Genomic DNA, 11915 nt, shown 5'->3' on the forward strand with positions numbered 1-11915 from the left:
CCGCCACATCGCGCGGCCGCCGCAGCGCGTCGCGAATGACCCGCTCGATCCGCTCGCGAAACGCCGGCGAGCCTGAGATCACCCGCGCCCGCGTCAGCGCCATGTGCTCCCAGGTCCAGGCCTCGCGCTCCTGATATTCGGCGAACGATCTGACATGCGACGCCAGCGGGCCCGCGCGGCCGGAGGGACGCAGCCGCATGTCGATATCGTAGAGCACGCCGTAATTGGTCCGCGTCGTGAACGCGCTGATCAGTCGCTGGGTGAAGCGCGCGAAATAATGCGCGCCATGGAGCGATCGGTCGCCGTCGGAATCGGGATGATCGGTGTCGAAATCATAGAGCAGGATCAGGTCGAGATCGGAAGACGCCGTCATCTCGCGGCCGCCAAGCCTGCCGAGCGCCAGGATCGCGGTTTCCTGGCCCCTGATCCGGCCATGCTGGGCCGCGAAGCGGTCCGTCACCAGGGCATGCACGGTATCAACGATGCCCTCGGCAACGTCGGCGAACGCCGTGCTCGCCTGCTGCGCGGAGACGGTGCCGGAGAGGATTCGGGTGCCGATCAGGAACAGGCTTTCCTGACCGAACAGACGGAGGCGGTCGAGAAACTCCTCGTAGGAGCCGGCGTCTTTGAGGGTCGCCGCCAGCCGCGTCGATATTTCGCGCCGGTCCGGCATGGCGCCGAAGAAGCGCGGATCGATCAGGCCGTCCATCAATTGCGGCTGCCGCGCCAGCATGTCGCCGAGACGGGGGGCGGCGCCGAGCACCAGCGCGACCAGCGCGACGAGGTCGCGGTTCTGGCCGAGCAGCGTGATCAGCCGGCCGCCGCGCTGCAGCGCCTGCAGGAAACGGTCGAACGCGACCACCGCGCGATCAGGCTGTTCGGCATGCGCGAGCCCGTCGATCAGCGCCGGCACGAACTCGGCGAAGGCGCTGCGCGTCGATTCCGTCCGGAACACGCGATACTCGCCGGCGAGCCATTGCTGCACCGTCTGCGCCACCGCGATCGGCTCCTCGAAGCCGAGCGCCGCAAGATGCTCGAGCAGGCGGGGATCCTCGGCGCCGCCGCTATAGTCGATATCCGGCAGCTTCACGGTGCCGGCCGGGTCGCCCTCGAACAGCTTGCTGTAATGACCCTGCACGACGTTGAGATGGCCGAGCAGAACCTTGGCGAACGCCGCGCGGCTCTCATAGCCCAGGAAGCAGGCAAACCGTTCCACCGCCTCCTGTTCGTCCGGCAGGCTGTGGGTCTGCTCGTCGGCGATCATCTGCAGGCGGTGCTCGACGCGGCGCAGGAAGTGATAGGCCGCGCTCAACTCATCACGTGCCTGGAAGGTGATCCAGTCGTTCGATGCCAGCACGTCCAGGGCTTCGAGCGTCGGCCGTACCCGCAATTCAGGGTGCCGTCCGCCCGCGATCAGTTGCTGGGTCTGGGCAAAGAATTCGATCTCGCGAATGCCGCCCGGTCCGATCTTGATGTTGTGGCCCTCGACCGCGATCTCGCTCTGACCGCGATAGGTCTGCATCTGCCGTTTCATGTCATGCACGTCGGCGAGTGCCGCGAAGTCGAGATGCTTGCGCCAGATGAACGGCGCAAGGTCCGCGATCAGCGCCGCGCCGGCCCTGATGTCGCCGGCGCAGGGCCGCGCCTTTATCATGGCTGCGCGCTCCCAGGTGCGCCCTTCCCGCTCATAATAATGCAGCGCCGCGTCGGTCGAGATCGCGACCTGGGTCGAGGACGGATCAGGTCGCAACCTGAGATCGACGCGGAAAACATAGCCGTCGCCGGTTTGCTGCTGCAGCAGCCTCGCCAGCGCCTGCGTCACGCGCACGAAGAACGGCTGCGGCTCGATATCCCGGGCCAGCGTCGGCGCCGCGGGATCGAAAAACACGATCAGGTCGATGTCGCTGGAATAGTTGAGTTCACCCGCGCCCATCTTGCCCATCGCCAACACGAACAGACCGCTGTCCTGTTCCGGCCGCTCGGGATCCGACGGCGACAGCCGTCCGCGCGCGGCCTCCTGCCGGAGCACATGGCGCAGCGCCGATTGCACCGAACTGACCGCGAGTTCCGTCAACGCCGCCGTCACCGACATCACCGGCCAGACACCGCCGATATCGCATAGCGCAATCAAAAGCGCGGCCTCGGCCTTCATGCGCCGCAGCAGATGCATCACAGCGGCTTCGCCGGTCGCGGCGAACACCTCGCTCGCGGTGGTTTCGATCAATGCGGCTAGCCTCGTGTCGGGATCACACGTCAACAGCCGAACCAGCCGGGCCGGATCGGCGCGGACCAGGTCGAACAGAAACGGTGAGAACTCGGCGATGCCGCGCAGAACAGTTTTGGCGAAGGGATAATCGAGCAACTGGTCGATCGCAGCCGATTGGTCAGGCGGCAGTTCGGCGAGCCAGTCACCGAGATGCTGGTCGGCCTTGTCGGGCGCCGCGACACAGGGCGCATCCGCGAACCGCGTAACCAATGCCGAGGATTGGGCGTTTGCTGCAAGGACCACTGTGCATCCGGAACCCGTGTCGGGACGCAGAGCGTCTATCACGAAGTTCGCGAGCGAAGCACTATACGATTTTGGTTGCGGCGCGGCCGGCGGCGATTGTTCATGCCACCTTCTGTGACACATCGTGCGTCGGCGCCGTGAGCCGCTCGCTGGCGGCCGTCCGCGCCGGGATCGCCAGCGTCGCGACCAACCCCGGACGGGCATCGCTCAAGCGCAGTTCGCCGCCATGCAGCGTCGCCACCGCGGAGGCCAGAGAGAGTCCAAGGCCGGAGCCGGGCTGCGTGCGGCTGGAATCCAGCCGCACAAACCGTTCCACCGCATGCTTGCGGTCGCCTTCGGGAATTCCAGGACCGCGATCCGCGACGCTGAGCAGAACCTGATCGCCCTCGCGGCGCGCTTCGATCACGATCTGCCTGGCATCGAGACTGACGACCGATCCTTGGACCTGGCCTTGCATCGATCCTTGAACCTGCGCGGCGGGCTTGCCGTATTTGATGGCATTTTCGACGAGATTGGCGAGCGCCTGGCTGATCAGCTCGCGGTTGCCATGCAGCGGCGTCGGCGCCGTCTTCAGCCGCAGCGTCATGCCGTCCTCTTCCGCCAGCGGCTCGTAAAGCTCGTGAATGCCGCTCGCCACATCGGCAGCGTCGAAATTATCCATGTTGCCGCGCGCCTGCCCGGACTCCGCGCGCGCGATCATCAACAGCGCGTTGAAGGTCCGGATCAGGCCGTCGGATTCCTCGATGGTGCGCTCCAGCGCCACGCGATACTCGGCCTCGCAGCCGGATTTGGCGAGCGCCTCCTCCGCGCGATTGCGCAAGCGCGTCAGCGGCGTCTTCAGGTCGTGCGCGATATTGTCGGAGACTTCCTTCAGCCCCATCATCAGGGCCTCGATCCGCTCCAGCATCGCGTTGAGGTTTTCCGCGAGCCGGTCGAGCTCGTCGCCGGAGCGGCCGACCGGCAACCGGCCGCTGAGGTCGCCTGACATGATGCGCTGGGTGGTGCCGGTCATGGCATCGATCCGCTGCAACACCCGCCGCGCCACGAAGATGCCGCCGCCGATGCCCAGCACCACGACCACCAGGATCGACCATTGCGCCGCCTGGGCCACGATGCCGAACAGCCGCCGCCTTTCCTCCAGGTCGCGCCCGATCAGAAGCCGGAACCCGCCGCCGAGCTGGGTCACCAGCACCAGCGCGCGATGGGCGGCGTTGTCCTGCTCGTCGAGCCGCGTGTAGGCGGTCTCCGACCATCCGGTGGTCGCCATCACGCCGGGCATCAGCGAGCCGACATTGCCGGCAATCGCCTGTCCGGTCGGCGTGGTGACGAGATAAAGGTCGGCGCCGGGCCGCAGCGCCCGGTTCTCGACCGTGAACACCAGCCCGCGCAGGCCGCGATGGCCAAAGATGTCGCTGACCTCGCCGGTTTCCGCAGTCACCGTGCTGGTAATCTGTTCAGTGATCAGCCGGCGCGTATTCCAGGCGAAATAGCCGAGCAGGGAGGCCGCAAACAGCGCAAACAGAAACAGGTACACCAGCGTCAGGCGGAACGCCGTGGTCCGGATCAGTTTACCGAATGCCGTCACGTATCATGTACCCTGCGCCGCGGATGGTATGAAGCAACGGCCTTTCGAAGCCCTTGTCAATCTTGGAGCGCAGCCGCGAGATATGCACATCGATGACGTTGGTCTGAGGATCGAAATGATAGTCCCAGACGTTTTCGAGCAGCATGGTCCGCGTGACGACCTGTCCGGCATGTTTCATCAGATATTCCAGCAGCCGGAACTCGCGCGGCTGCAGCGTCAATTCGTCCTTGCCGCGCGCCACCCGATGCGACAGCCGGTCGAGTTCGAGATCGCCGACGCGATAGGTGGTCTCCTCGGAGGGACCGCCGCCGACATTGCGACGCGCCAGCACCTCGACCCGCGCCAGCAGTTCGGCGAAGGAATAGGGCTTTGGCAGGTAATCGTCGCCGCCGGCGCGCAGGCCCTTGATGCGGTCGTCCACCTGCCCGAGCGCCGAGAGAATCAGGACCGGAGTCCGATTGCCCTTGTCGCGCAGCGCGCCGATCAGCGACAGGCCGTCGCGCTTCGGCAGCATGCGGTCGACCACCAGCACGTCATAGTCGCCGCTATCGGCCAAGGCCAGGCCTTCCTCGCCATCGCCGGAGAGATCGGCTACATGACCGACCTCGCGGAACGCCTTGACCAGATAGTCGGCGGACTCGCGGTCGTCTTCGATGATCAACAGGCGCATTTGGGGGGCGGTCGCAGTCAAGTGGGTCGACTTTCCTTCAACATGGCGCGGTCGGCTTTTCCATGCAAGGCGACCAAAGGCCAGCAGGCTGATCGAAACAAGTGGGCGGTGAAGCTGGGGGGAACTTCACCGCCCTTGGACCCTTCCGACGGAGGGGGGCGATTTCCACCGGAAGGAAGCAGGAGGGAGCGGACTTTTGGCCCGCTCCCCGGAAAGAGCCGTCGGCGGGGGCGACTGATGCCGGCGACACCCTCCATCTCGTAAAACCTCTTCAGTTGAGCATGATCTCTTCGGATAACCGGTATCCACTTTTCCGGATCATGCTTTACCCTTTGGCCAGCGGCACCGCGACGAAGCGCGACTGTCCGCCGCTCTTCACGCGCATCAGAACGCTGTTCTTGTTGTCTGCGGCCGCGGCCTTGATCGCCTCGCGCACGTCACCAACGTTGGCCACGCTCTTGCCCGCGACCTCGAGGATCACATCGCCTTCCTTGAAGCCGCGCTCGGCCGCCGCACTCTTCGGATCGACATCGGTGACGACGACGCCTTCCTTGCCGGCGCCGGCCACGCTGTTGGCGGGCGCAACGGTCAGGCCAAGCTTCGGCACGTCGGTGCCACGGGTGACGCCGCCATTGTCGTCGCCGTTGTCGGTGTCGGCCTTCGCCTCGACCGTATTCGGCAACTCGCCGAGCGTGAGGTTGATGACCTCGTCCTTGCCCTTGTGCAGCACGTCGAGCTTGACCGAATTGCCGGGCGCGATGCCGCCGATGGTGCGGGCGAGCTCACGGGCATCCTTGACCGTCTCGCCGTTCACCGCGGTGATGACATCGCCGGATTCGATGCCGGCCTTGGCCGCCGGACCATTGGCCTGGGGTTCGGCCACCAGCGCGCCTTCCGCCTTCTTCAGGCCGAGACTGTCGGCGATGTCGGGGGTCACCGGCTGAATCTGGACGCCGATCCAGCCGCGGCTGACCGAGCCCTTGTCCTTGAGCTGGGCGATGACGTTCTTGACCGTCGAGGCCGGAATCGAGAACGCGATGCCGACGCTGCCGCCGGAGGGCGAGTAGATCGCGGTGTTGACACCGACGACGTCGCCAGCCGTGTTGAAGGCCGGACCGCCCGAATTGCCCTTGTTCACGGGCGCGTCGATCTGGATGAAATCGTCATACGGACCGTTGCCGATGTCGCGGCCCATCGCCGAGACGATGCCGGCGGTCACCGTGCCGCCGAGTCCGAAGGGGTTGCCGACCGCGAGCACCCAGTCGCCGATCCGCGGCTTGCCGTCCGCGAGTTTGGCAAACGGGAAGTTCGAGCCGCCATCGATCTTGATCAAAGCAAGATCGGTGCGCGCATCGGTACCGATCACCTTGGCGCTATAGGTCTTGCCGTCGTCGGTCGTGACCTCGACCTTGCTCGCGCCATCAACCACGTGATTGTTGGTCACGGCATAGCCATCGGCCGAAATGAAGAAGCCGGAGCCCTGGCCGGTGATCATGCGTCGGCCGCCGCGCATACCCGGGGGAAGCCCATCGGGTCCGCCGAAGCGACGGAAGAAGCGCTCCATTGGCGAGCCCGGCGGGAACGGCGAGTCGTTGTCGTCGCCGTCGTCCTTGGCAACCTTCTCGTTGATGTTGACCTTGACCGAAATGACCGACGGCTTCACGCGCTCGACGATGTCGGCAAAACCAACGGGCTGCGCGACCTTGCTGACCTCGTTGTTGACCTGCGCCTGTGCCGGGCTCGAGAACAGATCGCTCGGCCCGGATGGACCGAATCCGTAGACCGCCACCCCAAGGCCGGCGGCGACCGAAGCCATCAACGCGAATTTGCGTGCGGAGAACAGCGCACGTCGCGGCTCCCGGTATGATGGTAGAGATGAGAGATCGGTCGGGCGGTCAGTCATAAAGCGTTCTCCAGGGCCTGAAAATCCATGATGCGAGGCCGCACCCTTCGCTCCTGAAGATGGGGGGCGCCGCCTTACGGCGCGCTGGCTGGGGAGTTAAACTTCTGTAATGAAAGCGAAAACCGCTGCGGCAGTTTATCGCAGGGGCCAGCTTTCAATGTTTGCGCCGATCCCTGCCGGGCTCTAATCGTCGCCTCGGTCAGCTGGCCTTGACGCTGAGGATGAAGGTATCGACCTCGCGCTTCAGCGTTTCGGCCTGCCGCGAGAGTTCGCCGGCGGCGTCGCGCGCCTCGCTCGCCATCCGCCCGGTTTCAGCAGATGTCGAAGTGATCTGGGCAATGTGATTGGAGACGTCCAGCGTACCGCGCGCCGCGTCCTGGACACTTCTGGAAATGTCCTGGGTGGCGTTGCGCTGCTGGGCGGTATCGACTTCGATGCCGGACATGATCGCGTTGATTTCCGACAGCGTGGTCGAGATCGCGTCGATCGAACCCCGCGTCTGCGCCGTGATGCTCTGGATGCTCGCGACATGGGCCGAGATTTCCTCGGTGGCTTTGCTGGTCTGGTGGGCCAGGCTCTTGACCTCGGAAGCGACCACCGCGAATCCCTTGCCGGCCTCCCCTGCCCGCGCCGCCTCGATGGTGGCGTTGAGCGCCAGCAGGTTGGTCTGGGACGCGATCGCCTGCACCAGTTCCACCACGGCACCGATCTTCTCGGCCGCCGCCGAGAGCGTGTGGATGGTGTCGCGGCTCTTGCCTGCCTGCGTGGCGGCCCCTTCGGCGCGCTGGGTGGCATCGGTGACCCGGCGGCTGATGGTGCCGATCGAGGTGGTCATCTCCTCGGCCGAACCGGCAACCGTTTGGACGCTGCTCGAGGCCTGACTGGCCGCGCTTGCGACCGCGTTGGCCTTGCTGGAGGTGTCGTTGGCGACCTTCGACAGGGTTTCGGCGTTGCTCTTCAGCTTGACCGCCGATGACGCCACGCTGCCGACGACGTTGGCGACCAGCGCGTTGAAATCCTGGATCTTGCCGTCGAGAAACCGGGACCGATCACTCTGACGTTGCGCGTGCTGCAACTCGTGCTCGGTCAGGCGTTGGCGCTCGATGCCGTTGGTCTTGAACACTTCGAGCGCGCCGGCGAGCAGGCCGATTTCGTTGCTCCTCCCCAATCCCGGGATCGCGGTCTGGTACTTCTGGTCGGCGACCTCGCGCATGGCGCGCACCATGCCGGCGAGCGGCCGCAGGATGCCGTTTTGAACGGCGCAGTAAGTCATCAGGCAGACGGCGGTGGCGATCACCGCGATCACGGCGCAGGCCACCAGGAAATAGAAGAAGGCGGCCTGGGCCTGCTGGTAGATCAGGACCGCATGGTCGTGGCCCGGGCCGCTCAGCGCGTCGAATACGGCGGAAAGCCCCGTGATCTGGTTGTTCAGGTAGAGCACCGCGATGAATCCGATGCCTCCGCCGATCGTCAGCAGGACCAGGAGCGCCGCAACGACGCCTCCCACCAGGAAGCGGATCGTCAGATTGCTGTTGGAGAACATTGGCTGGCCCAGGCGGAAGGACGATTGGCGGAACTGCCCACGCCAAATTTTCAGATAAAGGTAAAAAATACGCGCAAGCGCCTTGCTGGCCATGTGTTTTTCGGGCCGGCCAGCTCCGCAATATCACGTGGAAGCGAGTTGGATCTGGCGGTCTCACGTCTTCTCGGGCGGCGCATCCGCCGCCATGAGGGCCGCCAGCCGGGCCTGCTCATCCGCCGTCAGCGCCGGCGCCGTCGCGGCATCGCGGGTCGGGCGACGCCTGGAATGCAACCATAACGCCAGTCCACCCCCGACCAGCAGCAAAGGCGGCACCAGCCAGAGCAAGAGCGTCTGGCGTTCGAAGCGCGGCTTCAGCAGGACGAATTCGCCGTAGCGCGCCACCAGGAAGTCGATCACCTGCGCGTTGCTGTCCCCGGCCGCGATGCGCTCGCGCACCAGCAGCCTGAGATCCCGCGCCAGCGGCGCCTCCGAATCGTCGATCGACTGGTTCTGGCACACCATGCAGCGCAGTTCGCGCGACAGATCCCGCGCCCGCGCCTCCTTGGCGGGATCGGCCATCATTTCGTCCGGCAGCACGGCGCGCGCGGGCGAAAATGCCATGACCACGACAACGAAGAGGGCCGCGAGAATCGGCTGTAGGAACCGCTGCATGGTCTACTCCGCTGGCTGCCATCCGCGCAGGGCTTTGGCAGGCTTCGGTGCGCCGACGCGCAGGCGCCGGTCGGACAAGGACAGCATGCCGCCGAATGCCATCAACACCGGCCCGAACCAGATCAGGAGCACCAGCGGCTTGTGATAGATCCTGACCCCTATGCCGCCATCGGCGGTCGGCTCGCCAAGCGAGATGTAGAGCTGGCTCGCGCCGCGTGTCAGCAATGCCGCTTCCGTCGTCGACGCGCCCCCGCGGGTGGTGAAATTGCGCTTGGAGGGCTTCATCACGGCGATGCGCTGGCCGTCTTCACTGACCGTGAACGCAGCCACCCTTTCCTGGTAATTCGGACCCTGCTGCTGGAACAGGCCTTCCAGCCGCAATTGATAGCCGGCGATGGTGGTGGCGTCGCCGTCCTTCATGGTCGCGATATATTCAGTATTCCAGGTGGTTTCGCAGACGATTCCGATCAGGGCGACACCGACGCCGGCATGGGCGAATGCGGTCCCCCACGCCGAGCGCGGCAATCCGCGCGCGCGCCGCAGCGCGATCCCGAGGGGGTTGCGGACCAATCCGATACGCTCGACAAGATCGGTCACCGCGCCGGCGATCACGAAAATCCCCAGTCCGATCGCAAGGGGAGCCAGCGCGCTGCCACCACGCGCCCAGGCCCAGGCGATGGCAACGCCGACCAGGGCCGCGACACCGGCGGCCATCAGGCGTTGCGACGCCCCGAGCAGATCGCCCCGCTTCCACGCCAGCATCGGCCCAAATGGGACCGCGACCATCAGGACTACGAACAGCGGCGCAAAGGTCAGGTTGAAAAACGGCGCGCCGACCGAAATCTTGGCGCCGGTGAGCACTTCCAGCGCCAAAGGATAAAGCGTCCCGATGAAGACGGTCGCGCAGGCCGTGGTGAGAAACAGGTTGTTGAGCACCAGCGCGCCTTCGCGCGAGATCGGCGCGAACAGCCCCCCTTGTTTCAGCGCCGCCGCCCGCCACGCGAACATCGCCAGGCTGCCGCCGATGAACACGAACAGGATCAGCAAGATGAACACGCCGCGCGTCGGATCGGTGGCAAAGGCGTGCACCGAGGTCAGCACCCCGGAGCGGACCAGGAAGGTGCCGAGCAGCGACAGCGAGAAGGTCAGGATCGACAGCAGGATGGTCCAGACCTTCAGCGCGTCACGCTTCTCCATCACCAGCGCCGAATGCAAGAGCGCGGTGCCGGCAAGCCACGGCATCAGGGACGCGTTCTCGACCGGATCCCAGAACCACCAGCCGCCCCAGCCGAGCTCGTAGTAGGCCCAGTACGAACCCATCGCGATGCCGAGCGTCAGGAAAATCCACGCCATCAGCGTCCAGGGCCGTACCCAGCGCGCCCACGCCGCGTCGATCCGGCCCTCGAGCAATGCGGCGATGGCGAAGGAAAACGAGATCGAGAACCCGACATAGCCGAGATAGAGCATCGGCGGATGCACGGCGAGCCCGATGTCCTGCAGCACCGGATTGAGGTCGCGGCCCTCGATCGGGGGATTGGCCAGACGCAGGAACGGATTCGAGGTGATCAGGATGAAAAGATAGAAGGCGCTGGCGATCCAGGCCTGCACCGCCAGCACGCGCGCGCGCAGCGACAGCGGCAAATTGTTGCCGAAGGCGGCGACCAGGCCGCCGAACAATGCCAGGATCGACACCCAGAGCAGCATCGAGCCTTCGTGATTGCCCCAGACGCCGGTGATCTTGTAGAGCAGCGGCTTCAATGAATGCGAGTTCTCGTAGACGTTGGCGACGGAAAAATCCGAGCTGACATGCAACGTCACCAGCGCCGCGAACGAAAACAACGCGAACAGCAATTGAGCGAGCGCGGTCGAGCGCGCGACATTCATCAACGCCGGATCGCGCAAGCTTGCGCCGAGCAGCGGCACCGTTGACTGGATCAACGCCAGCGCGAGCGCCAGCACCAGTGCGTAATGTCCGGATTCGGCGATCACTGCGTCACCCCCTGCCCGGCGGGCGCGGCATTCTGCGTCACCCGGGCACCGGTCGCGGGCTTGTTGTCGTAATCATCCTTCCAATGCCCCTGCTTCTTCAGGGCATCGGCGACCTCCTTGGGCATGTACTTCTCGTCGTGCTTGGCAAGCACGGTATCGGCCTTGAACACACCAGATGCGTCGAGCGCGCCTTCGGCGACGACGCCCTGTCCCTCGCGAAACAGGTCGGGAAGCAGTCCCTTGTACACGACCGGCAGCTTCGCACTGCCGTCGGCAACCTCGAAGCTGACTGCCAGGTTGTCGCCCCGCTTCAGCGATCCCGGCTGCACCAGCCCACCCAGCCGGAACCGCCGGCCCGGCGCGATATGCTGCTCGGTCACCATGCTCGGCGTCGAAAAGAACACGATCGAGTCGCGCAGCGAATAGAGCACGAGCCCCGCGGCAAGTCCGAGCACCGCGAGCGAGCATCCGATCATCGTCAACCGCCGTTGCTTGCGCGTCATCCGAAGTCCCGCTTTCCTTGGCTGTTGTTTTCTCGCCCGTTGCGCACGATGTAATCCGAAAAGTACAAGGCGCTTGCGGAAATCATCCGCCTCTCGCGCAGATGTGACCCGAAACACGGCTTGACGTCTTCCAGCATCATTGCGCGCCGTTCACATCGAGCACGATCTTCCCGCGCAAACGCGTTCCGGGTTTGTCGCGAGGGAAACCCGCTGCCCATTTTTCCGAATCATGATCTAGCCATCCAGGCCGAAAGTCTTCAGGCCGTCATTGAGCTGGCGCAGATGTTCGGCATCGTTGCCGACAGCCTGCCGCGCGTCGGAGGCGGCATTCCTGGCCTTGTCGCGATCGCCCATCACCGTATAGGCCTTGACCAGCCGCAGCCAGCCCTCGACGTCGTCGCCGTTTTGTTTCAATCGGCTCGCCAGCCGGTCGACCATGCCGCGGATCATCGTGCCGCGGTCGGCCTCGCTCATGTCCTTTGCCGCGGCCATCACCTCGTTCGAGGGCGCCGGCGCTGCGGGGCTGCCGACGCGCGTCAAGGCGGCCTGCACCAGCGGGCGC

The 11915-nt window shown here is 65.3% G+C and carries 8 protein-coding genes and 1 pseudogene; all 9 read right to left on the reverse strand.

Annotated elements, in window-relative coordinates:
* On the reverse strand, positions 1-2476 hold a 2476-nt coding region (locus tag WCB02_RS40175; RefSeq protein WP_423968116.1), incomplete at its 3' end, for a bifunctional [glutamine synthetase] adenylyltransferase/[glutamine synthetase]-adenylyl-L-tyrosine phosphorylase.
* A 133-nt stretch (positions 2477-2609) separates the two neighbouring features.
* The gene (locus tag WCB02_RS40180) at positions 2610-4094 is read right to left on the reverse strand and encodes an ATP-binding protein (RefSeq protein WP_423968119.1); all 1485 of its coding nucleotides are present in this window, start codon (positions 4092-4094) and stop codon (positions 2610-2612) included.
* Entirely contained in the window at positions 4078-4764 is a 687-nt protein-coding gene (locus tag WCB02_RS40185) for a winged helix-turn-helix domain-containing protein (RefSeq protein ID WP_423968121.1), read from the reverse strand. The genes WCB02_RS40180 and WCB02_RS40185 overlap by 17 nt, the downstream gene beginning before the upstream one ends.
* 325 nt (positions 4765-5089) lie before the next feature.
* A complete protein-coding gene (locus WCB02_RS40190; protein WP_423968123.1) occupies positions 5090-6667 on the reverse strand; it encodes a Do family serine endopeptidase in 1578 nt (525 codons plus the stop codon).
* A 199-nt stretch (positions 6668-6866) separates the two neighbouring features.
* Positions 6867-8210: a methyl-accepting chemotaxis protein gene (locus WCB02_RS40195; protein WP_423968126.1), complete on the reverse strand. Its 1344-nt coding sequence runs from the start codon at positions 8208-8210 to the stop codon at positions 6867-6869.
* A gap of 153 nt (positions 8211-8363) precedes the next feature.
* Complete coding sequence (locus WCB02_RS40200) at positions 8364-8810, reverse strand: cytochrome c-type biogenesis protein (RefSeq protein WP_423968132.1); 447 nt, start codon at positions 8808-8810, stop codon at positions 8364-8366.
* Positions 8811-8864: 54 nt separating this feature from the next.
* On the reverse strand, positions 8865-10850 hold the full coding sequence (locus tag WCB02_RS40205; RefSeq protein ID WP_423968128.1) for a heme lyase CcmF/NrfE family subunit: 1986 nt from the start codon (positions 10848-10850) through the stop codon (positions 8865-8867).
* Positions 10847-11353: a cytochrome c maturation protein CcmE gene (gene ccmE, locus WCB02_RS40210; protein ID WP_423968130.1), complete on the reverse strand. Its 507-nt coding sequence runs from the start codon at positions 11351-11353 to the stop codon at positions 10847-10849. The genes WCB02_RS40205 and ccmE overlap by 4 nt, the downstream gene beginning before the upstream one ends.
* A gap of 234 nt (positions 11354-11587) precedes the next feature.
* Positions 11588-11915: pseudogene (locus WCB02_RS40215) on the reverse strand (c-type cytochrome biogenesis protein CcmI); the annotation flags it as partial.

It is taken from the genome of Bradyrhizobium sp., from assembly GCF_049581145.1.
Classification (GTDB): Bacteria; Pseudomonadota; Alphaproteobacteria; order Rhizobiales; family Xanthobacteraceae; genus Bradyrhizobium.

What these genes read in the sequence shown, in the direction of transcription:
- WCB02_RS40185 (WP_423968121.1), bottom strand. Translation starts at nt 4,764, where the DNA reads ATGCGCCTGTTGATCATCGAAGACGACCGCGAGTCCGCCGACTATCTG.
- WCB02_RS40190 (WP_423968123.1), bottom strand. Translation starts at nt 6,667, where the DNA reads ATGACTGACCGCCCGACCGATCTCTCATCTCTACCATCATACCGGGAG.
- WCB02_RS40195 (WP_423968126.1), bottom strand. Translation starts at nt 8,210, where the DNA reads ATGTTCTCCAACAGCAATCTGACGATCCGCTTCCTGGTGGGAGGCGTC.
- WCB02_RS40200 (WP_423968132.1), bottom strand. Translation starts at nt 8,810, where the DNA reads ATGGCATTTTCGCCCGCGCGCGCCGTGCTGCCGGACGAAATGATGGCC.
- ccmE (WP_423968130.1), bottom strand. Translation starts at nt 11,353, where the DNA reads ATGACGCGCAAGCAACGGCGGTTGACGATGATCGGATGCTCGCTCGCG.